17 protein-coding genes are annotated in these 22475 nt (G+C 38.6%); 10 read left to right on the top strand and 7 right to left on the bottom strand.

From position 1 onward, the window contains the following. Positions 1-27 precede the first annotated feature (27 nt). Complete coding sequence (hmpF, locus tag VB797_RS04310) at positions 28-1755, top strand: pilus motility taxis protein HmpF (protein WP_323236408.1); 1728 nt, start codon at positions 28-30, stop codon at positions 1753-1755. Positions 1756-1933: 178 nt separating this feature from the next. Here the strand turns inward: hmpF and tilS are convergent, their stop codons facing one another. The 3 genes from tilS to VB797_RS04295 form a co-directional block, all read right to left on the bottom strand. Then, positions 1934-2932, bottom strand: coding sequence for a tRNA lysidine(34) synthetase TilS (gene tilS, locus VB797_RS04305; RefSeq protein WP_323236407.1), 999 nt, complete (start codon positions 2930-2932; stop codon positions 1934-1936). 143 nt (positions 2933-3075) lie between these two features. Further along, complete coding sequence (gene ung / locus VB797_RS04300) at positions 3076-3768, bottom strand: uracil-DNA glycosylase (RefSeq protein ID WP_323236406.1); 693 nt, start codon at positions 3766-3768, stop codon at positions 3076-3078. Between the two features lie 106 nt (positions 3769-3874). Further along, positions 3875-4384 carry a peptidoglycan-binding protein gene (locus VB797_RS04295; RefSeq protein ID WP_323236405.1) on the bottom strand — a complete coding sequence of 170 codons (510 nt, stop codon included), beginning with the start codon at positions 4382-4384 and terminating at the stop codon, positions 3875-3877. Between the two features lie 145 nt (positions 4385-4529). Between VB797_RS04295 and VB797_RS04290 the strand changes: the two genes are divergently transcribed. Together VB797_RS04290 and VB797_RS04285 are read left to right on the top strand one after the other, a co-directional pair. Further along, a complete protein-coding gene (locus VB797_RS04290; protein ID WP_323236404.1) occupies positions 4530-6008 on the top strand; it encodes an ABC transporter substrate-binding protein/permease in 1479 nt (492 codons plus the stop codon). Between the two features lie 160 nt (positions 6009-6168). Continuing rightward, positions 6169-6903 (top strand): amino acid ABC transporter ATP-binding protein, encoded by a 735-nt coding sequence (locus VB797_RS04285; protein ID WP_323236403.1) that lies wholly within the window; start codon positions 6169-6171, stop codon positions 6901-6903. A 218-nt stretch (positions 6904-7121) separates the two neighbouring features. Here the strand turns inward: VB797_RS04285 and VB797_RS04280 are convergent, their stop codons facing one another. Then, positions 7122-7982, bottom strand: coding sequence for a DUF6671 family protein (locus VB797_RS04280; protein WP_323236402.1), 861 nt, complete (start codon positions 7980-7982; stop codon positions 7122-7124). A gap of 140 nt (positions 7983-8122) precedes the next feature. Then, positions 8123-8704, bottom strand: a complete 582-nt coding sequence (hemJ, locus tag VB797_RS04275; RefSeq protein WP_323236401.1) for a protoporphyrinogen oxidase HemJ — start codon at positions 8702-8704, stop codon at positions 8123-8125. Positions 8705-8906: 202 nt separating this feature from the next. Here hemJ and VB797_RS04270 point away from each other — a divergent pair, with 202 nt between their 5' ends. Then, positions 8907-10241, top strand: coding sequence for a Rieske 2Fe-2S domain-containing protein (locus VB797_RS04270; RefSeq protein ID WP_323236400.1), 1335 nt, complete (start codon positions 8907-8909; stop codon positions 10239-10241). Between the two features lie 486 nt (positions 10242-10727). Further along, the gene (locus VB797_RS04265; RefSeq protein ID WP_323236399.1) at positions 10728-11378 is read left to right on the top strand and encodes a response regulator transcription factor; all 651 of its coding nucleotides are present in this window, start codon (positions 10728-10730) and stop codon (positions 11376-11378) included. Between the two features lie 146 nt (positions 11379-11524). On the opposite strand, the gene VB797_RS04260 is transcribed toward VB797_RS04265, so the two are convergent. Then, on the bottom strand, positions 11525-12961 hold the full coding sequence (locus VB797_RS04260; RefSeq protein WP_323236398.1) for an IctB family putative bicarbonate transporter: 1437 nt from the start codon (positions 12959-12961) through the stop codon (positions 11525-11527). Positions 12962-13193: 232 nt separating this feature from the next. Further along, positions 13194-14729, bottom strand: a complete 1536-nt coding sequence (locus tag VB797_RS04255) for a GAF domain-containing sensor histidine kinase (RefSeq protein ID WP_323236397.1) — start codon at positions 14727-14729, stop codon at positions 13194-13196. An 802-nt stretch (positions 14730-15531) separates the two neighbouring features. Here VB797_RS04255 and VB797_RS04250 point away from each other — a divergent pair. The 5 genes from VB797_RS04250 to VB797_RS04230 all read left to right on the top strand — a co-directional run bounded on the left by VB797_RS04250 (position 15532) and on the right by VB797_RS04230 (position 22407). Further along, the gene (locus VB797_RS04250; protein WP_323236396.1) at positions 15532-16698 is read left to right on the top strand and encodes a DegT/DnrJ/EryC1/StrS family aminotransferase; all 1167 of its coding nucleotides are present in this window, start codon (positions 15532-15534) and stop codon (positions 16696-16698) included. Positions 16699-16950: 252 nt separating this feature from the next. Further along, complete coding sequence (crtB, locus tag VB797_RS04245; RefSeq protein ID WP_323236395.1) at positions 16951-17847, top strand: cyanoexosortase B; 897 nt, start codon at positions 16951-16953, stop codon at positions 17845-17847. A gap of 109 nt (positions 17848-17956) precedes the next feature. Further along, a complete protein-coding gene (locus tag VB797_RS04240) occupies positions 17957-18670 on the top strand; it encodes a cyanoexosortase B system-associated protein (protein WP_323236394.1) in 714 nt (237 codons plus the stop codon). A 191-nt stretch (positions 18671-18861) separates the two neighbouring features. Continuing rightward, positions 18862-20187 (top strand): polysaccharide biosynthesis/export family protein, encoded by a 1326-nt coding sequence (locus tag VB797_RS04235; RefSeq protein WP_323236393.1) that lies wholly within the window; start codon positions 18862-18864, stop codon positions 20185-20187. A gap of 63 nt (positions 20188-20250) precedes the next feature. Then, the gene (locus VB797_RS04230) at positions 20251-22407 is read left to right on the top strand and encodes a GumC family protein (protein ID WP_323236392.1); all 2157 of its coding nucleotides are present in this window, start codon (positions 20251-20253) and stop codon (positions 22405-22407) included. Positions 22408-22475: the final 68 nt, after the last annotated feature.

Raw genomic sequence — 22475 nt, 5'->3', positions numbered from 1 at the left:
TCAAGTACATCAATAAGGATTTGCGGTGTGCTGTATTTAGCGGAAGTACAAAAACAAAAGGGTGGCTTACTCAGTGGTGGAGCCAAAACCGAACTAAAACTGCTGGCTTGTCAACGCAAAGACCAGATTTGGAGTACGGTAAACGAGGAAGTAATTGCTGCTGAAGAAGCCAGTAAATTAAATGATGGCGCACTTGTGTTAGCTGAACTGAATGCAACTCGTCAGGTGCAGCGATTACAAGAAGCTGGTCGTCCCCTAGTTACTATTTTGCAGAATTTTTCTCGCCAACTGGAAAAATTTAAAGTCAAGGAAGAGGAAATAGACCAGTGGAAAGAATCGCTAACATTTCAAGGGCAGGAATTAAGCCGCCGTGAAATGGATTTGGAAGCACGAGAAGAACAAGTGCAGCAAATCGAACAAGAAGCACAACAAATAGATGCAAAACTTCACGAAGTTGAAAGTTCCCGCGAGGAGATTCAACGATTACAGGAAGAAATTGATCGCAACCGTCAAGAACTTGAAGGTGCTTGGGAGCATTTGCGCGGCGAACAGCGTCGCTTGGAAGAACTAGGCGAAAATGTTAATCAGGGAGCGGTTTTAGATGAAGAGCAAACTCGGGTAATCAGCGATTTATTAGAAAAAATATCTCATCATATTACTCAACCTTCAATGGTTCGCGAGCATCTCGATAATGCATTCGAGATGGTAGAAGCTCAGCAATCTATCCTGCATCATCATTTTCGAGAACTTGAAAAGCAAAAAGCCGAAGCGAATGAACATCTCACAGAAGTTGAGCGTTTGTCGGCATTGTTCCAAACAGCTAATTCTGCTTTGCAGCAAGCTCAAGATTCTTTTTACGAAAGGACAGCAGAGTTGAAATCAAATACGGTTACTCTTGAAACTAAGCAAGAATATTTGCAGATGTTACAGGAGCAATTGCAGCAGCAGCAAGAATTATACCAGCAACTTAACTCGTTTAATGACAGTTATAGTAGTTCTTATCAGTCGAATTTAACTTCAAATGTTGATGCAGGACTTGTAGAATCTTTATCCATAGAAGAACTCAAACAGACAGTCCAAGATTTGCAGCATAAATTAAATATTGACTCTAGCTTTGTTGAGGAACAGGAACAAGAACTCAACTACAAGCAACGCACAATAGATGAACTGCAAGAGAAAATCAACTCAGTTTCTGAAAAAGAACGTTCTGCAATAGAAGAGGAACTTGCTGACGAAAAAGACAGCTATCAGATGCTCAACGAAACTTTAGTTGGTCAGCGTCGTAGTTTGGTAGAGCGTCAGGAATCACTCACGCAGCACGAAACTTTACTGTCCCGACGAGAAGGAAACACTCAGCAATTAGATTTAAGTCCGATCGTAAATCTAATTGAATCTCAGCGACAAAACTATTCCCAACAAGTTGAGCAATTACAAGCTGAAATTGATCTAATACACAGTAGCATTCAAGCAACAGAGGGAATTGAACCTCAAAGCGAAGAACTGGATATGAAGCGTCAAGAACTGCAAACAATGCAGGAAAACTTATTTGCACTGCAAACTGCAAACGCTCAAACGTGGGCTACAGTTAATCTTTATGAAGAAACCCTTCAACCAATACAGGAATCTTTGGATGGTTTGCGACACAAATTACAAGCTATTAATGAAGCTTTGACACAACTACATGAAAGTGGCGATTGTCAACTGCAAGCGGTTACGGAGATGCGTTCTTCTATCGAGAATTTAATTCCTCAATAAGATTAAGTAGGTCGGTGTAGCCAAATCGTAATTAGGACAAGGGAGTAGGGAGTAGGGACAAGGCTTTCATCCCAATTTACCCAACCGTTACATAGTTTGATTTATTTCTACTAACCTACTTACCCAGTCGTTGAAGTCGCAACCCGCGATCGCAGCGGGTTTTGATTTTCAAATATTTTCAAATATTATTTTGATTTTGCTTCAAACAAATCCATTCGTCCTCGACTACAGCCATAATACCTCCGGGGAATGGATCGGTTTGCGATCGGTTTGGTGCTGCAATTAAAGCTACCAATTTCTCAATATGCCCAAAACTTGGAGCATTTGACATTATTTGTTGCAAAACTTGGCGTAAAGCCCGACGTTGTAAGGCTAATGGTGCTTTTTGTAATATTTGACGATTTAAACGTAAAAGCATTAACGAATCTTCACTACTTTTAACTTCCGCGTTTTTACGTAAAACCTCGGCAGCTTGCTCTAAATATTCTACTTCTGCCTGTAAAAGTTCTGCTGTTTGAGCTAAATTTGACTCTACTTTCGGGTTAAATTTTTCTTGTAAATATGGAACTAATTCCTGACGGATACGATTACGAGCATATTTTAAATCTTGATTTGTAGAATCTTCCCAAACTTGCAGTTGAACATCTTGACAAAAATCACCTGTTTGGGTACGAGTCACTTCTAAGAGCGGACGAACCAACATAATTTCATTTAATAGCGGACGCTGCCAAGTTAAAGCCTGCAACCCATCTGCACCGCTACCCCGCATTAAATTATAAAGCAAAGTTTCCGCCCGATCGGTCGCGGTATGTCCCGTGATTACACACTGATAATTATTTGAACAGGCGATCGCGCTAAAAACTTCATATCGCCAATTTCTCGCCGCAGCTTCACTGTTCAACGTTTGAGAAGCTGTCTCTAAGTAAAAAGGTATACCCCATTTTTCGGCAAGTTGTTCTACATATTTGGCGTTTGCTTGCGAGTCTTCGCGCCATTTATGGTCACAATGAACAATACCAAGATCCCAACCCCATTTAGGTTGTAAATCTAACATTAACTGAGTTAAACACAGAGAATCTTGTCCGCCAGAAACTGCAATTAATAACCTTTGATTGCGTTTCAACAAATTTCGTGAGCGGATAGTATGATGTACGGTTGCGTGTAAGGAAGTCCACACAGGAATTTTGGATTTTAGATTACTCTACGAGAAGACGCTTGCGCGTCAATGGATTTTGGATTACATCTTAATTAATACAGCAGTTTGCAAATAAATGAGGTACATTCCCCTACTCCCTTATAACAATATGTCCTGTATCTGACTCAAATGGAATCGGCTGTAACTGTTAACTGATAATTGATTTCCGGTTTACCCGCTTGATGCAATGCGGAATTAATTTTTGAGAAGGGTTTGCTACCAAAAAAGCCGTTGTGGGCAGATAATGGTGAAGGATGTGCTGATTGAATAATCGTGTGACGATTTGCGTCGATTAATTTCAGCTTCTTTTTTGCATAACCACCCCAAAGCACAAAAATTACGGGTTCTTGCTTTTGATTAACTTTGCTAATAACTGCATCGGTAAAGGTTTCCCAACCTTTGTTTTTATGGGAATTGGGTGTATGTGCTTGCACGGTTAATACAGCATTAATCATCAGAATACCTTGTTTTGCCCACGATATCAGGTATCCGTGGTTAGGAATATTAATCCCAATATCGTCTTCAAGTTCTTTATAAATATTAACCAGTGAAGGCGGAATTTTTACACCCGGCTTTACTGAAAAGCATAGTCCATGTGCTTGATTTTCTCCGTGATAGGGGTCTTGTCCAAGTATTAAAACATTTGCTTGTTCGTAGGGTGTAAGTTCAAACGCTGAAAATACATCTGTTTGGGGAGGATAAATGGTTTTAGATTTTCGTTCTTCAGCAATAAAATTTTGCAGGTCTTTAAAATAGGGTTTATCAAATTCTTCAGCAAGGACGGTTTTCCAGGAATCAGGAAGTTGGGGGAAAGTCATCGAATTTTGGATTTTAGATTTTAGATTTTAGATTGATTGTGGATTACATATTAATTGACAACTGCTCACCATTCGCTGCTGGGTGTCTTTACTTTATTTTCCAAAACTATAAACTAAAATGACTAATCAATGCAGCAAGTTCCATAAGATAATCCCAAGTTTGAGAACCAATTACCCCATCTACTACCAGTTGTTTATCATTTTGAAAAGATTTAACTGCTGCTTGAGTTTGATATCCAAAGACACCATCAATTGTGCCAAAGTAGTAACCATCAAAGCCCAAGGTTCCCCGAATAAAGGGAGAAAATTTAAGAACGCTTTGGACTTTAGCAACATCATCGCAGTGACTACCGCGATATAACCTTGGTAAATCGGGACGTTGACCGATGTAAAGTGCTTCCCAAGTAACGACTCCTACCACACCATATTGCTTCAAAAAGGTGCGATAATGGAAGATTTCCACTGCTAATAGAGTAATTTCGCCGAATACACCATCAATTACTATTTGAATGTCAGGAACTCTTTTGATTAAGAATTTTTGTAATTGTTTTACTGCATCTCCGGTAGCACCGAATTTTAAGGTAGGTTGTTTGATTTGAACTGCGCTTTGAATCATGAATCTCTCCTAGAATTCGTTTCTGTCATAGAACATCAAGGTAAAGATCGAGGATTCCGTAGATTAAGCGGGTACACAAACGGGTACTTTTGACAATTGTAAATAAATATACTTTTATGAATGTATTTATAAAATTGGGAAGTCAATGAAAAAACGCAGATTATTTTTATTTACGGTAATATTGGCGATCGCGATTATTGTCGGCAATTATCATCTGAGTGTAGCCTCGTCTGTGGGTAAAGAAACGCTGACGATGATTACTTCTCCCGATTATCCTCCTTATGAATTCTACGAAACCCAAGGAAGCGATCGCAAAATAGTTGGTTTTGATATTGATATTGCTAATTATATTCGGCAGAAATTAGGATTTAAACTTAATATTGCCCAATCGGATTTTAACGGTTTGATTCCCGCACTGCAAGCCAAACGTGCTGATTTTGTCATGGCTGGGATGACTCCGACTCCAGAACGTCGCGAAAATATCGATTTCTCAATTATTTATTACGAAGCTAAAGATACTCTTGTCGCTCTTAAAAGTAGTAATTTAAGAAAATCAGAAGATTTAGCTGGTAAAATTATCGGCGTTCAATTAGGGACTATTCAAGAACAAAATGGTAAGCAAATTGCCGAAACTGTGAATATTCAGCTAAAACAACTTAATAAAGTATCGGAAATAGTTCAAGAAATTAAAGCTGGAAGAATTGATGCAGCAATTGTTGAAGATACTGTTGCATTGGGGTTTGTAAAAGCTAACTCAGATTTAGAATTTAACGTGATTCCTTCAATTGAAAACGCATCTGGTTCAGCTATTGCTTTTCCTAAAGGTTCGCAGTTAGTTAAACCTTTTAACGATGTTCTGCAACAAATGAAGAATAATGGTGAATTGGAAAGATTAAGCAAAAAGTGGTTTTCTATAACTCCAACTTCAGAGGTATCTACATCACCTGCACCAAAAAAAGACCGATTAAATTTAGATTTTAGGCGCATTATTCCAGATATACCATTTATTCTCAAAGGTATTCCGTTAACTTTATTATTTACTTTATCATCAGTATTTCTCGGTTTATTTTGGGGAACAGCGCTATCTTTTTTCAAGATTTCTGGTATTAAACCGTTGGGCTGGTTTGCGAATATCTACACTTCTATTTTTCGAGGTACACCGCTGCTTTTACAGTTATCTTTAGTTTATTTTGCCACACCTCAACTAACAGGATACGACATTTCGGCTTTGCAAGCGGGAATCTTGACTTTTACCTTAAATTCCGGTGCTTATATGTCAGAAACTATTCGTGGTGGAATTCAAGCTGTAGATAAAGGTCAATTTGAAGCAGCAATGTCTATGGGTGTAACCTATTGGATGATGATGTGGGATGTCATATTACCCCAAGCTTTGAAGAATATTTTGCCAGCGTTGGTAAATGAAACTATTGGATTATTGAAAGATTCTTCTTTAGTGGCAACTATTGGTGTTGTGGAAATATTACGTAGCGCTCAAATTGTCGGAGCAAACAGGTATATTTATTTTGAACCGCTGTTATTTGCTGGGTTAATTTATTATGTTTTAGTCATGGGTTTGTCCTTCGGTGCTTCTGCTTTGGAAAGAAAATTGAGAAGAAGCGATTGAAGATAGCAGGGAAAACGGAGGAATAAATAAGGAATTTTCATATTAATAAATAAATATCTAATTTCTTAACTGATAGTGCGAGACATATAGCGAGCATCTTGCTCGCATTACAAAATTATATAAATTGCTAATTTGAATTCCCTAACTACTATTGATTAATATGAATAAAACAATTATCCGTACAGAATTATTATGTAAATCATTTGGTCGGCTTGAGGTACTCAAAGATATTTCTACAGAACTTTATCGAGGTGAAGTTGCAGCGATTTTAGGACCTTCTGGTTCGGGTAAATCTACTTTTCTGCGATGCATAAATTTATTAGAAATTCCTACTACAGGAAAAGTTTATTTTAACGATGATGAAATTACTCTTCCTAAAACCAATATTGCTAAAATTCGTCAGCGTTTGGGAATGGTGTTTCAACATTTCAATTTATTTCCTCATATGACAACGCTACAAAATGTTACTTATGCACCCATTAAAGTTAAGGGTTTGGATAAGAAACAAGCGCAAGTTAAGGGTTTAGAATTATTAGAAAAAGTGGGTTTAGCAGAAAAAGCAGATGTTTATCCCGCAAAACTATCGGGAGGACAGAAGCAGCGGGTAGCTATAGCGCGTGCTTTAGCTATGGAACCGGAAATGATCTTGTTTGATGAACCTACTTCCGCTTTAGATCCAGAAATGGTCAAAGATGTGTTGGAGGTCATGAAAAGTTTGGCAAATAGCGGCATCACAATGGCGATCGTGACTCACGAAATGGGTTTTGCAAGAGAAGTTGCGAATCGAATCATCTTCCTCGATGGAGGACGTTTAGCGGAAGATGCTACACCCAGCGATTTTTTCGCCGATCCACAGTGCGATCGCGCTCAACAATTCCTCGAAAAAATGCTCTAAATTAGCTTTATGAAATCAAAAATCAACACGCAACTTTCATATTTTATTACTATACACTTTATACTCAGTAAGTATAATTATTTATAGACAGTACCAAACATTCCTCACATCACACATATTCTCAAGCTCTCTTTCCTTGCACGGGTTAGAGGGCTTTTCTTTTTAGTTGCGCTATATTAATTGATTCATTTGACTATTTTCTGTTCCCTACTTCCTAATTAAGGATTGCAATACATACATTGCGATGGGTCGGCGAATTGTTTATTATCGGGAAATAATTTTTCTTTGACAAATCCACAGTTTTGACATTTGTAAATTGCAGTGTTAGTTAAAGTCGTTGGAGTATCACACAATTCACAAGGTAATCCAGGGATACGTTTAGTAATCGCAAAACCTGGGGTTAAACATTTTGGACACAGACTTTTAATTTTTTCTAAAAGATTATAGGTAGCTTTTTCTATATTTTTCATTCGAGTTGGATTGTACATTGCTCGCATATCAGTTTCAAGATGTACATTCCCATTGAGTGATTTTGTCAAACTATGGTTTATTGCTGCAATTAATCCTGTTTCTGTAGTGATTCCTTTAATTATTTCGTCGCTACTTTGTGGATTCTCGTCCAACATCACAGTCAAACCATGTTCGGGAAAACCGACTTTTTCGGCAAATTCAAATGCTTGTTTTACGGTACTGACTTTTGTATGATTAAAATTAGTATCTGTTGATAATTCTTCCCCAATAATTTCTAAATTATTCGCTCGATCTAGAAAAATTACAACTTCTCGATTGCAGGAAATATAAGGGAATGAAGGATGAGGAGCAAAACTGCCTTCACTGGCAATTCCTAAACTTTCACCAGTTAATAAAAGTACTTTTTGTACCTTCAATCTTGCAGCTTCTATTTGACTTCCGGAACGTTTTATTTCTCTTGTAAAAGAACCAAATTGATCGGTATTAAATTGCGGTACCGTTACTTTAATACCTAATTCTCTCTCCAAAAGTGGAGCGATAACTCTCTCTTTCCGATGCATGGTAGCTAGTACAGCAACCCGATTACGAAATAACGAATGACTATCCATAAACACAGTTTATTAAGTCTCCTATTACTGAAGGCAGAGCCTTCCATACTGCATTACCATGCAGAGCATGGTAACGAGTAATCCAAAATCTAAAATCCATTGACGCGGAAGCGTCTTCCCGTAGGGTAATCCAAAATCGTCTAGGCTTGCTGCTGGGGAACTTGAGAAATTTCTGCCAACTTTTCTCGATCTTGACGACGTTTTTTAGCATAAAGCTGAATAGTTACAGCCGTGGCAATAATTAACCCAAAAATTCCCCAAGCCGTAATATCGGTGGGAAGGTTATTTTTAAACACCGCTAACAGCACAATTACAATCAACATAATCGTCGGTGCTTCATTCAAAGCCCGCAGTTGCTGACTACCCCATTTACATTCGTCCGCTGCTAGCTGTTTCATTAAACGCTTACAGTAGTGATGATAGCCAATTAACAGCACCACAAAAGCAAGTTTAACGTGCAGCCAAGGCTGTTTTAACACTTCCGGTTCCGTTGATAGCAAACCGATCGCCATTGCGATCGTCACTAACATTCCTGGTGTAGTAATAATACTGTAGAGACGTTTCTCCATAATTTGATACTGATTTTTCAATATCGTGCGAGCGGGTTCGGGTTCCTGCTCGGCTTCTACGTGATAGATAAATAAACGTACTAAGTAAAATAATCCAGCAAACCAAACTACAATACCGACAAGATGAAACGCTTTAAACCAGGAATAAGCCATGAATCGTAACCTTTCTATACTTTTTTAAAAGGGGGCGATATAAATATTAGGTTACGACAAAAAGTCTTTGAAAAACTGCTGACAAATAGCCCAACGGTAAAGAAATACGAATTTTAATGTTGCCTGGATTAACTTTGAGGTAATGTATTTTTTTGTGTAGATATCTAATTTTACCGCTGGCTGCCCGTTGCCTGCTTTAAAAATGCCATCAGAATTTAACTTTTTTCAGCATTGGTATCCAGTTTCACCCGTTGAAGATATCGACCCCCAAAAACCAACCGCAGTTACTGTTCTAGGACTACGGTTAGTGATTTGGAAGCCGAAATCATCCGATTACCGAGTATTCTTAGATAAATGTCCCCATCGTCTTGCACCATTAAGCGAGGGAAGGGTTGATGAAAAAACTGGTAATTTAATGTGTAGCTATCATGGCTGGGAATTTGACGATCAAGGAATTTGTACTCGCATTCCCCAAGCCGAGAATCCACTTATTACCAAAAATCAAAAAAATCTTTGTGCAGCTACATTCCCAGTACGCCAAGAGAATGATTTATTATGGGTTTGGCTGGATACAAATTCACCACAGCTAGCGAACGATACCCCACTACCTCTTTCACCTCAAGTCGATGCTAGCAAAGGCTTTGTTTGGTCTTCTTACGTCCGCGATTTAGAATATGATTGGCAAACCCTTGTAGAAAATGTCGCAGATCCCAGTCATGTTCCTTTTACTCATCATGGAGTACAAGGCGATCGCCAACAAGGTTCCCCCATATTGTTGAATATTATCAAATCAACAGAAAATTTAATTGAAGCAACTTCTTCGGGTAAATTTAATACCACTATTACTTTTGAACCCCCTTGCCGCTTAGAATATACAATCCGTATAGGTAACGAAGGAAAGCAACTCGGACTTGTCACCTACTGCATCCCAACTTACCCAGGTAAATCAAGAATTGTCGCTCAATTTACTCGTAACTTTGCTGCAAATCTCAATCGCTTCATACCCCGTTGGTGGAGCCATATAAAAATTCGCAATCAAGTCCTTGACGGTGATATGATTCTTCTGCATCAGCAAGAGCATTTTCTTCAACAAAGACAATCGGTAGAAAGTTGGAAAACCGCTTATAAATTACCAACTAGTGCAGACCGTTTAATCATTGAATTTCGTAATTGGTTTGATAAATATTCTCAAGGAAATCTACCTTGGAACAAAGTCGGAATCGAAGTTCCACAAAGTTCAATATTAAGAATAAATGATAACCGTCAAGTATTACTCGACCGTTACACACAACATACTCAAAATTGCGATAGCTGTAGAAAAGCACTGAAAAATTCACAGCGTTTACAAGTATTTTTCGTTGCATATTTTGCCATTATTCTTTCAATCGTGGCAACTCTTCCCGATGCATTGAGAATTAAACTTGGTCTACCTTTAATACTGACAGGATTCTTAAGCTTAGCAGCTTTTGCTTGGCTCAAATTCTGGCTAATTCCTCGATTTTTATTTCAGGATTACTTACATCCAGAGAAATATTAAAAATAAGTATAGATACTTAAGAACAAATGTATTTTTTAGATAAAGAAAATTCTTGCAGAACATATCTTAAAACTCTGACATACTTAACTAGGGAATGAACATTTAATAACTTGCTATTTTGATTTCACTTGGGATGGTGCGTTACGCTGCGCTAACACCACCCAAATAAATGCACGTTATTTAATCCGCATTTCTAAGTGTTAAATTATGAACAAATACGTAAAAAAAATCATACATTCCTAACTATATTTATCGCATGGCACAGTTTAATTAACATCTTCTCTAAAAATAGTAATATTTCTTAATATAAAATTCATTCTAATGATTTAATATTTTCTTAAGAAATTCAGTCTTGAGAAAGTGACCGTGAGGTGATGCTGTCATAGTATGAAACTTAAGAGTACTGCTCGCGGAGGTAATATTTGATCGATAGTACTCACCTAAGTCAAGAAATAAATTTAAAAATACTTGTGGGGTGTAAGGTCTATGCCCTTTAAAATTATTGTGGTAGATGATGACCTTGGTACTCGTCTATCTATTAGCGACTATCTAGAGCTATCTGGCTACAAAGTAATGACAGCTAATGATGGTCAAGAAGGTTTGATTATGGTGGATAAGCACCATCCAGATCTGATTGTCACGGATATAATTATGCCACGAATGAATGGTTACGAGTTGGTACGTCAGGTGCGACAAAAAGCTCAGTTTCGTTTGTTACCCGTGATATTGTTAACAGCAAGAACCCAGACACAGGAAAGAATTTTGGGTTATCAATCCGGGTGCGATTTGTATTTACCAAAACCTTTTGAACTTGAAGAGTTAGCAGCTGCAATCGGCAATCTTTTAGAACGAAGTAGAATTATTCAATCTGAATATCAGTTATCGTTGCAAAAAAAACTCAAAAAAGCCGATTCTAGAACTAAAACAGATTTTTCCGACCGTGAATCTTTAACCACTAGAGAACAGGAAGTTTTGGAAATTTTGACTCATGGGCTTTCTAACGCTGAGATTGGCGATCGCCTTCATCTGAGTCCTCGAACCGTGGAAAAATACGTAAGTAGCTTGTTAAGAAAAACCGATACTAGTAATCGAGCGGAATTAGTACGTTTTGCAATGGAGCATCATTTGGTCGAGTAGGATTTTAGATTTTAGATTTTGGATTTTAGATTGGTTTAACGAATCAATTCAGGTGCTTACACCTTTTTACATTTTGAATCTTCAAACCGAAATCCGGTCTTTGTAGTGTGTCCTACGCATATAATCCAAAATCTAAAATCTAAAATCTAAAATTCCGTTGCGGTTGCTTGAGGAGAAGATGAATTAAAGTGATTTGGTTGATTTTTAGGTAAAGGTTTCCAATAGCTAGCAACTAAACCAACCATTAACCACCACAAAGTATTGATCTGGGGACGATACCATACAGTATCAACGACACCATGACCGAGCATACCCGCTAAAGCCGCAATTCCTCCAATTAACCATAACCCTTGGACATTTCGTTGCAGTCTCAAACGTCGTAGCTGCAATAAACCAGAATTAAACGTCACGATTAGCAGCCACATGAAACAGACAAAACCGATTAAACCAGTTTCAACGGCAATTTCTAGAAAAATTGAATAAGCGCTCAAAGCTGTAAAATTAGGACGTTGATAAAGGGGATAAACTTTATTAAATGCACTGTTACCCGGACCAATGCCGATAACTGGACGGTCTTTAATCATTTCAATCACAGCCGTCCAAACGTTAATGCGGAAGTTATTGCTGCTATCACCTCTACCAGCAAAAATACTTAAAAATCTTTCTCGCACAGGGGGGACAAATAATACTGCAATCACAAATACCGTTGCTAAACTTCCGACCAGAATTGGCAGCGACCAAGTACGCCAGAAGGGAGGCATATCAATACTCCACCAATACACTAGTAATATTAGTAATACTAAAAATGATACTACTAAACCAATCCAACCACCGCGACTAAAAGTCAGAATTAAACAAGCACCATTCACAATAAACATGGTGAGTGCTAAAGCTTTAGTAAACCAGGTGCGCCATGCAAAAATGGCAATGAAACTCAAAATTATCGCAGGCAGAAGATATGCAGCAAGTAAATTGGGATTACCCAAATAGCTGTAGACCCTTGTAGTTTTAGATAAAGATGATTCCGGATCTACCCAGGTGGCCAATGCTTCCGCACCAAAAAACCACTGTCGTAATCCGTTGACGCTGACAATTAAAGATATATGTAAATAAACGGCAATAATCCAAGAACGAATCCGAGCCGATTTAAGCAACCTCGCACAAAGAGCAAACAAGAGTAAATATAAAGTTAGCTTTGTCCAGCCTGTAAATGCGGCTTTTTTAACTGGTGATAATGATGTTGCGACAGTTGCAATTCCCCAGTAGAGGAAAATCAGTAAATGTATCGGTGTAATCCCCGTAGCGTTAGAAGCAGATGCGGGTTCATCTGCTAAAGTTAACAACAACCAAAATCCGACACAAGCTGCAAGCAGTAAACCAATTAATCCGTTAGAAACAAAAGGAGCCAGAATATATATAAGGCTTAATAGCACAACTGCGATCGCGTCACCCCATTTCAGTAAAATACTAGTTTGCCGCCATTCGCTTAAAAGCCCCACCACAAGACGGTGCAGGTAGCTAGAAGTAATATATTGTTTAAGGGGAAGGGAAGATAAAGTTAATTGTTGCCAGAAGAAATCCATACAAGGAAAGCCTAATTTTAATTAGCATCGAGCGAAAACCTGGACTAATAATAATGTGCTTAGTCCGAAAAAGGTAACAGTGTAGATTGCATTTGAGAAATTAATGGTTAATTTTCTGCTTTATTGCTGATGGGGTAACAGTTTTGTGTTTAACTATTACCGCTTACCCATCACTCATTACAAATTACCCATAATCCGCAAGTTTTCGCTTTCGTTACTAGTTAAAAATGAATTATACATCTGGCATTGTCTGAGCATTACCTACATCTATCGGCAAACAAAGCACGTAACGGTATCCTGATTCCGACGAACCTTGAATTGTTATTTCTCCTCCATGCAACTCCGCTAACTGACAGCTAAGCAATAAACCCAAGGTTTCGCGAGACACACCACCAGATTGTGATTCATTTTCAACTTGGGATAAATCAATAGCAGTTTGACCCGAAGAAATACTTTGCGATGTGGGTTTATTGCTGCGAGGCAAACTGATGAGTTTTTCTTGGCTCCCTGGATTTGTGAAAGCTGAAGCAATATCCGATGCAAGTTCCATCGAAGATATCTCAGAAAGACGGAAATAGGGGTCTACTTCGGTTATTCCTTCTCCTAACCAAGGATGAGAAACCCAAATGGTCAGGTTGAGCGCATCTTCTTTATAGGAAACATGAATTCTCACAACGCTACCTGTTGCAGAAAGCTGAATCACGCTAAAAATTAGGTGATACAAAATTTGCCGTACTTTATCTTTGTCTAACGGTAAAATACGATTTCGTCCGGGTTCTATGGATAGACGAATATCTTGCTCGCGACGGGCTGCTGCTTCTTCTAAAGTATTGATAGCTTGCTGACAAAGCATTTCAATGTCCACGGGAGCCAGATTTAGTTCGGTATTTGTATCATCCATTGCTCCCAACTCAGAAATCTCATTAACCAAGGAAAGCAAATATCTACCGCTATGTTGAATAATCTCTAGATATTCTCTTTGCTTAGTCGTCAAAGGTCCGTAAATTTCCCGTCCTAAAACACTAGCCATACCCAAGACTGATGTTAAGGGGGTACGTAATTCCTGAGTTAACTGTCCTAAAAGCTGCAATTTTAATTGACTGGTAAAAACCGAGTCTTGAAAAGCTGGAGCAGTGATTTTGATTTCTGAAGTATTGGATTCAAGTTTGTGATTTCTAGAAGAATTACTTCTAGCTGGAGGTGCTTGCAGTAATCTGTTGCGTTCAAATTCACTCATGCTCCAACGAGCAATAATTTGCAAAAACTCGATATCCCGCGTTGTGAAATTGCGTGGAATTAAATCCATTACTGCCAACGCACCTAAACAATGCCCTTCTGCATCAATCAGTGGCACTCCTAAATATGCCCGAATCCCGTAATCCTGCACTAGCTTACTGGATACTAATTCCGGTTTATCGTACTTACGGGTATCGTTAATAACTAACATCTGCGAACTTTCAACTACCTGGGAGCAGAAAGATTCTTGACGTGATAGTTGACGAGTTTGTGCTAATTGATTCATGAGTCCCAACCGGGACAAACCTACTGCTGATTTGAACCAATGACATTCGTTATCCACAAATCCCAGAATCGAAATAGGTGCTTCGATAAAGTGAGCAGCAGTTTGAGTGGCTTCTTCAAAAACCGGAATTGTTTCTGGCTGCCGCAAACCTAGCTTCAATAAAGCTTGAAGGCGTTGCTGGTCTTTATTTTCAGGGGTTGCCCAACCATCTTTGGGGACAAACATTTTATTTTGAGGCTCTAACATTACCACTGCTACCTTAGTATTTCTTGGAAACTGTATTTCATGTAACCGCTGTTTCTAGGTCTTTACTATTCTTAAGCATTCCCCAAATTCACCTCAGACAAACAGGTTTAGAAAATTTTTTTTACTCAGCGGGAAATTTGTCCGATCTGCGAGCATCTCTCATCGAAGCTCTAAGCAGTGGCTTTACGTATAAAATTAGGTTATTTTCTAATTTAATCTAGATTAAATAATTACCAAAATAGGCATATTAAATAATTACCGTGAGTCTACTTAATTTTCATCGTAGATTTTTTTTATAATCGTAAATACACTGTTGTCGTTAGCTTGATAAAAGCTATGAATGTTAATCATATAAAAGTTATAATTACAATTTTAACTTATAGCTATTTAAATATTTTAAGTAGATTTGCTAGCTATAAATATTTATGAATCTGCATTTAAGTATAAATGTTCCGACATTAAACAAAATTAAAATAATTGTCTAATGCTTGCCTTAACTAAAGTCAATCTATAAGTCGAAAGCATCTGATTTAATATTGTGTTTAGATATTGGATTGTAACGAATATTTTAATTTTTTAGCAGAGCATAAACTAATCAAAGATCGGAAAGATAAGACAAGATTTGATAAAAAATAGGCAAGCGAAACTTAAATATTGAATGCAGCTTAAGATAGAATTATTTTCATGTAAATTTTACAAATACTTCATAATTTTTGTTTGCTGATTTGTCAGTATTTAGTCATAAATAGATCAGGCAGTTGAAAAAAAGTTTTAATATTTTTTTAAAGAGGTTGTGGATTAGATGAATAACAAAAGTGTGAGAATTCCCTTTGTAGACCTAAAATTACAGCATCAATCGATTGAAAAAGAAATGCGGCAAGCAATTGAAGATGTATTAGAGCGGGGAGATTTTATTTTAGGTCAAGCATTGAGCGATTTTGAAGCGGCATTTGCTTTTGCAAGCGGTGCAGAATATGGAGTTGGGGTTGCTTGTGGAACCGACGCGATCGCTCTTGGTTTACAGGCTTGTAACATCGGTGCTGGTTCGGAGGTAATTCTGCCTGCAAATACATTTGTGGCAACTTTAATTGGAGTATTACGTGCCGGTGCAAAACCAGTTTTTGTCGATTGCGACCCAAACACTGCTTTAATAGATTTAGAAGCAGCAAAAAAAGCGGTAACATCACAAACTAAGGCAATTGTTCCGGTGCATTTGTACGGTCAAATGGTATCTCCTCAAGAATTATTAGATTTTGCCGAAAGACACAATTTACTGATTTTTGAAGATGCAGCACAGGCACATTTGGCTCAAAGAGATGGATATCGAGCAGGTTCTCTAGGAATAGCAGCAGCTTACAGTTTTTATCCTAGTAAGAATTTGGGTGCATTTGGTGATGGTGGAATGTTAGTGACTTCGGATCGGGAAGTAGCCCAAAAAATGGTGCGTTTGCGGAATTATGGGGCATCTCAAAAATATGTTCATGTAGAATCAGGTACTAATAGCCGTTTGGACACTTTACAAGCAGCAGTACTAAATCAAAAACTACCTCATTTGAAAAAGTGGAATGCCAACCGTTTGAAAATAGCCCAGGAGTACGATCGCCAACTAGCACCTTTAAAATCTTTGGGAATTACTCCCATGCAGAATCAAAGCGGTGACGGACACGTTTATCACCTCTATGTAGTCAAAGTGCAGGATGAATGTCCTCTGGAAAGAGAACAAATTCAAGAAAAACTTGCTGATGTGGGAATTCAAACAGGAATTCATTACCCGATTCCGTGCCATCTCCAGCCAGCTTTTAGCGATTTAGGCTATGAAATGGGAGACTTTCCCTATTCCGAAAAGTTAGCCAAACAAATATTATCCTTACCAATGTATCCCGGCTTGACCAGCAGCCAAGTTAAAGAAGTCGCGGCAATTATTGCATCAGCAGTAAGTGAGAAACAAGATAAATTGCTTCATATTTAATAAAAGCTAATTTTAGATTTTGCGGAAAGTTGGGAGGTAGATATTCTTCCGCCAAACTTTCCAATAATTTTAGATTTTGCAGTTGCAAATTTGAATTTAAAACAAAATGGTTTCCGCTTGATGGAATCTTTTGATAAATGTTATTCGTCATTTAGTACGGACATCATAAAATCCATTTTTAAAATTTAAAATCAAAAATAGATTAACACAGGGCATTATTTTTATTTTATTTGATAATTTAACACGGACATTATGTTAACTCAGCGCCAATCAAGATATTCAATTCCACCACGATTCTTTGATTTTGCGATATTAGGTATCCTGGTATTGCTTTATGCTCCTTTAATCTATTATTGGTACGACGGCTGGATAAACAAGAATATTAGTATAGAACACGAATATTTTAGTCACGGCATTATCGGTTTACCATTTGCGGCTTATCTAATTTGGATGAACCGTAAACAATGGCAACGATTACCGAATATAACTAATCTTTTGGGTGGAATATTATTAGCATTAGGAGGAGTTTTTTATCTTAGTGGTGTTAGTGAATGGGTAAACCTTTCTTTCCCCATCATATTAGCTGGATTATGCTTATGGTTAAAAGGAATTGCAGGTTTTAAATTACAGGGTTTCCCTTTACTATTAATTTTGCTGGCAACTCCCAACTCATTACCATACCTAATTGCACCCTTCACTTTACCTTTGCAAAGCTTTATTGCTGGTACTGCTGGCTTTATACTCAATCAGTTTGGTCTACCTATAGTTGTAGATGGAATTAACATATACGCAAGGGGACGTATTGTTGAAGTCGCACCTTACTGTGCGGGATTAAAAATGCTGTTTACTACTATGTATGTAGGCTTAATCCTGCTTTACTGGACAGAAACTTTATCTTCCCGACGCAAAACCATTTGGTTTTTATCAATGGCAGGAATTATCAGCGTTACCGCAAATATAATTCGCAATACTTTACTGACCTTCTTCCATGCTACCGGACAAGATGGTGCTTTTCATTGGCTGCACGACAGTTGGGGTGGAGACGTGTATTCCGCTTGTATGCTACTAACGTTAATACCAGTCATCAATTGGATCGATACCTATTTTTCGGAAGATTCACAGATAAATGCAGAAGATGTAATTCAGTAAAATCTCTGTTGTCAATACCCTAGAATAAGTAAAGTACTGTTGAAATTACTGTACTCAAAATTACGGTATAAAAAGTACAATTCTGTCATTTGTAGGTAATACTTGACTAATGATTTCGCTTTCCCGATTTTTTAAAGAGCGCCAGTTTTTACAGATAGCAGCCTTAATTCTATTATTGCTGCTACTGGGGATAGGGGCATTACCAGGATATCTCCAAGGTAATTGGCAATGGAAACAGCCACCACCCATTACCAATCTTAAAGAACTCAAGCAGTTGCGTAAAACAGGTTTAATCTTACCTGGTTGGAAAATTACTCAACAGCAGGAGCAAAAATTGGGTTCGGGTAAATGGTCTTTGCAAATTATGGAAAAAGACAATTCCCCGCAAACGGCTATATTGTTGTTGTTACCTCAAAATGGACCCAAAGACCAGCCTCAAGTAGAGTGGACTGAAATTGAGAGTTGGGGAAAAATGCAGTGGGGAGAATGGCAGGTTGCTCAAGGAAGGGAAGCGCAATTTACGGTTAAACAACCACAAATGAAAGGTGAAACTAAGGTGAAAGCAAAATTTTTCCGTGCATTTACCAAAAGTCAAACTTTCGCAGTTCTGCAATGGTACGCTATGCCTAATAGCGGAGATTTTTCGCCTTTAAACTGGTTTTGGGCAGACCAGTCAGCACAGTGGCACAAGCAGCGCGTTCCGTGGGTTGCTGTTAGTTTATTTATGCCAATGGAGCCTTTAGGGGAAGTAGAAATAACCTGGCCGCAAGTAAAGTCTATTGCTCAAACGGTGCAAACTAAATTATTTGATTTTAATTCTTGATTAATCTTTAGATATTTGTCTATTTTAACGTCAATATATTGAAAAGATTAACAGTAATTTTGCTACTATGAGTATAATTTTCCTGCAAAGAATATAATATAAAAAAATGTTTTTTTAAGTATTTTAATTTTTCAATTTTTCAATTTTCAATCAGCCTGTTTGCACAGATATTTAGAATTTGATTAAGTTATATGCGTTCATTCAACGCCTTTTGCGTCGCTAGTGTTCAAGTAGGTATATTTTTAATCACAGCTTCCCAACCTGTTTTTGCTCAGAAAAACAACTCCATTGAACCAATCCCCGCTCCTCCAAGCGAATCGGAATTTTTAGCCCCCTCTCCTGCAAACGACGGTGAAGAGGTTTCACCTGTATTTACTCGATATCTTTTGGGAGCGGGTGATGCGATCGCCATATTCGTAGAATCACCCCAGGGAGCTTACCGTTTGGGAGAGGGAGATGGAATAACTGTGATAGTGCAGCGTTTTCCAGATTTAAGCTTTCAAGCATCGATTAATCGACAGGGAACTGTTGTAGTACCTTTGGTAGGAACTGTATCGCTGCAAGGTTTAACTTTAGAACAAGCACAAGCAAGGATTCGCGCTGGGTTGAATCGTTTTGTAGTGGAACCCAGCGTTACCGTATCATTGGCCGCACAGCGTCCTCCTTTAAACTTTCAGACACGAGTCGATCTAGAAGGTAATATCGCAGTTCCGCGACTGGGAAAAGTTTCGGTACAGGGTTTAACTTTAGAAGAAGCACAAGAAAAAATTCGTTTGAGTTTAGAACGCATTCAACAAGTAGACCCTGTAGTCACAGTTTCCTTGATAGCACCGCGATTGGTTCAAGTAAATATTGCCGGAGAAATCATTAGACCGGGAGTTTATCCTGTAACGACTCCAACACCAGGGGTTCTTGATGTGCTGCGGATAGCTGGAGGTTCAACGCAATTGGCGGATTTACGAGAAATCCAAGTACGTCGCAAACTCATAGATGGTTCAATCGTCTCGCAAAATATTGACCTGTACACTCCATTGCTAAATGGCGGAAACTTCCCGACTTTACGCTTGCAGGATGGTGATTCAGTCATCATTCCGCGTCGCGAAGTTGGGATGGATGACGGTTACGACCGTAATATAGTTGCGCGTTCATCTTTAGCACAGCCCGTAATTAGAGTTCGCGTACTAAATTACGCAAATGGCGCAATAATTACCCAAAATTTACCTAGTGGTAGTAGCTTTATTGACGCTTTAGGAAGTGTAAGTATTGATCGCGCCGATTTAAATGAAATTGCTTTAGTCCGCTTTGACACGGAACAAGGTAGAGCGATTACTCAGAAACTCAGCGGAAAAAAAGCACTTAGAGGAGATGCTTCTCAAAATGTGCCGTTACAAGACAACGATGTTATTATTGTCGGTCGGAATTTGATTGGTAAAATTACCAACGTTCTTTCAAATGTTACTAGACCTTTCTTTGATATTCAGTCCTTTGTTAACTTTTTTGACACTTTCGGTTTTTAAATATCAATATAAATCAACTGATATAGTTCGCGTCTACCGTCAATTCTGTTTGTACCTAATGCCATGACTCCACCGATTGTTAAGCGCTATCTAATTGCTTTCGATAAATATAAATGGATTGGATTAGCGAGTTTTGGTTTAGTTGTCGCGGGGTCAACCATATTAGCCGTACAGCCAGAACCAGCCGCTAAATTTACAGTCACCGGAGCTTTAGCCTATACCCGTCCACCAGTTAGTTTTTCCGCAACTGGTAGTGAAATTCAGCAAAAAGGTTTGGCATTATCAAAAGAAGTTTTGCTACAAGACAAAGTTATTGAATCTGTAGCAGAAAAAATTAATGTTAAACCAAAAAACATTGCTCAAAATGTTGCAGTTAGTGTACCTGAACCTGGAGAAAATGGACAACTAGCTAGCGAAATTATCGGGATTAAATACCAAGATACCGACGGTAGAAGAGCGCAACAAACAGTGCTTGGTTTAATGCAAGAAATGGTGAAATTAAGCGCCGAGATTAATACTGGACGATTAAAAGCAATTATCGACAAAATTGAGGAAAGATTACCTTTTGTAAGTAAAGAATTACAAGAGGCTGAAAAAAAGCTCGAACAATACGATCGCATCGAGCGTCCGGCAATTTTAGCTGCTGAAGATGGTAGCTTGCTCAACGCTATTACGGGTAGTCAGAATCAGCAAAGGCAAATCAAACTGACCGTTTCAGGTATTGATGCTCAAATTCGTAGCTTGCAACAAAGGTTAGGATTAAGCGCTCAACAAGCATATACCTCCTCAGCCTTGAGCGCAGACCCAATTATTGCTAATTTACGCAGCCAACTTTATCAAGTTGAATCGCAGATGGAGGTTCTCAGAAAAGACCTACGTCCCGATCATCCGACCATGATTCAGTTGCAGCGTCAAAAAGATGCTTACGAAAAACTGCTGCAAGAACGTGCAAATGAAGTAGTTGGTGGTGGTGGTGTTACTGCTCCTTTACCGAATGTTTCCGGTGTTCGCGCTCAAAGCAATTTAGACCCAGCCAGACAGCAGTTAGCAAATCAACTTGTTGCTTTACAAACTCAGCGAGAAACCTTACAAAGGCAAGCAATTGATTTAACACAAGAACAAGCCAAACTACAGCGAGATTATGCTCTTATACCCAACAAGCAGTTAGAGCGATCGCGATTAATCCAGCAGGTCGGGTTAAAAAAAGCCGTCTACGACCAAATGCAGGCAAAACTAGTCGATGCCAAAACCGCAGAAGCAGAAACCGTAAGTACTTTAGCTATTGCTCAACCACCAGTAGTTATACCGCAGGAATCAAAAGCTAAAAGTATACCTATAACTTTAGGCATAGGTGGTTTCTTGGGGCTGTTAATTGGTGGTGGTGTAATCTTCTTGTTAGGTTCCCTAGAAGGTACCTTCAAAACAAAAGAAGATATTCGCAAGGCTCTCAAGCAGCGAGAAGTTTTGCTACTGGCAGAATTACCTATAATGCCCATTGAAGGTACCGACCAAGAACTTGTGCCGGTAGTACTTTCTGCCGATTCTCCTTACATGGAGTTTTTAGAAAAATTCCGTTCTAATTTGCGTCGCATCGGCGGTAAAACAGTAAAAGTAGTGTTAATTACCAGTACTGGTAGTTTAGAAGGTAAAACAACAAGCGCTTATAACTTAGGTATTGCTTCCGCTCGTGCCGGGAAACGCACTTTAATTATTGAAACAGATCTGCGATCGCCATCTCGTTGTGAATCGTTAAAAGTAAATCCCGATTCCAATGCTAGTATTGAACCCCTGCGCTATTATGCCAATAGTGAATGCATTCGCATGGTTCCAGATGTAGAGAATTTGTACATAGTACCAAGCCCCGGGCCATTGCGCCAATCAGCCGCAGTCCTAGAGTCAAGCGAACTACGGCGGCTAATGGAAGATTCTAGGGAAAGGTTTGATTTAGTCATTTTAGATACAACGCCATTGGGTTTATCAAACGACGCTTTACTAATTCATCCTTATAGCGACGGGATGATTGTAGTAACTCGACCAAATTACACCCAAGAAAATATACTAGGTGAAGCCGTTGATGAATTAGTAGAATCTGACATGGGCTTATTAGGAGTAGTGATCAATGGTGCCGATATAAATCTCACCTTTGAAGAACCAATATACATTGAAGAATCAGAAATTATACATCCAGAAGAGTATTCAACAGGAGTGCATCGGAATTAAGGAGATGGGGGGATAGGGAGATGGGGAGATGGGGAGATGGGGAGATGGGGAGATGGGGAGATGGGGAG

The organism is Rivularia sp. UHCC 0363 (genome assembly GCF_034931125.1).
GTDB lineage: Bacteria > Cyanobacteriota > Cyanobacteriia > Cyanobacteriales > Nostocaceae > Rivularia.
The sequence above is the reverse complement of the archived record's forward strand: the minus strand, read 5'-3'. Positions and strand labels throughout refer to the sequence as shown.

Excerpts from the sequence above, each read along its gene's own strand:
- VB797_RS04265 (WP_323236399.1), top strand. The coding sequence starts at position 10,728 with ATGCCCTTTAAAATTATTGTGGTAGATGATGACCTTGGTACTCGTCTA.
- hemJ (WP_323236401.1), bottom strand. The coding sequence starts at position 8,704 with ATGGCTTATTCCTGGTTTAAAGCGTTTCATCTTGTCGGTATTGTAGTT.
- ung (WP_323236406.1), bottom strand. The coding sequence starts at position 3,768 with ATGACTTTCCCCCAACTTCCTGATTCCTGGAAAACCGTCCTTGCTGAA.
- VB797_RS04260 (WP_323236398.1), bottom strand. The coding sequence starts at position 12,961 with ATGGATTTCTTCTGGCAACAATTAACTTTATCTTCCCTTCCCCTTAAA.
- crtB (WP_323236395.1), top strand. The coding sequence starts at position 16,951 with ATGTTAACTCAGCGCCAATCAAGATATTCAATTCCACCACGATTCTTT.
- VB797_RS04235 (WP_323236393.1), top strand. The coding sequence starts at position 18,862 with ATGCGTTCATTCAACGCCTTTTGCGTCGCTAGTGTTCAAGTAGGTATA.
- VB797_RS04280 (WP_323236402.1), bottom strand. The coding sequence starts at position 7,982 with ATGGATAGTCATTCGTTATTTCGTAATCGGGTTGCTGTACTAGCTACC.
- VB797_RS04255 (WP_323236397.1), bottom strand. The coding sequence starts at position 14,729 with ATGTTAGAGCCTCAAAATAAAATGTTTGTCCCCAAAGATGGTTGGGCA.
- VB797_RS04270 (WP_323236400.1), top strand. The coding sequence starts at position 8,907 with ATGCCATCAGAATTTAACTTTTTTCAGCATTGGTATCCAGTTTCACCC.
- VB797_RS04240 (WP_323236394.1), top strand. The coding sequence starts at position 17,957 with ATGATTTCGCTTTCCCGATTTTTTAAAGAGCGCCAGTTTTTACAGATA.
- VB797_RS04290 (WP_323236404.1), top strand. The coding sequence starts at position 4,530 with ATGAAAAAACGCAGATTATTTTTATTTACGGTAATATTGGCGATCGCG.
- VB797_RS04250 (WP_323236396.1), top strand. The coding sequence starts at position 15,532 with ATGAATAACAAAAGTGTGAGAATTCCCTTTGTAGACCTAAAATTACAG.
- VB797_RS04230 (WP_323236392.1), top strand. The coding sequence starts at position 20,251 with ATGACTCCACCGATTGTTAAGCGCTATCTAATTGCTTTCGATAAATAT.
- VB797_RS04295 (WP_323236405.1), bottom strand. The coding sequence starts at position 4,384 with ATGATTCAAAGCGCAGTTCAAATCAAACAACCTACCTTAAAATTCGGT.
- VB797_RS04285 (WP_323236403.1), top strand. The coding sequence starts at position 6,169 with ATGAATAAAACAATTATCCGTACAGAATTATTATGTAAATCATTTGGT.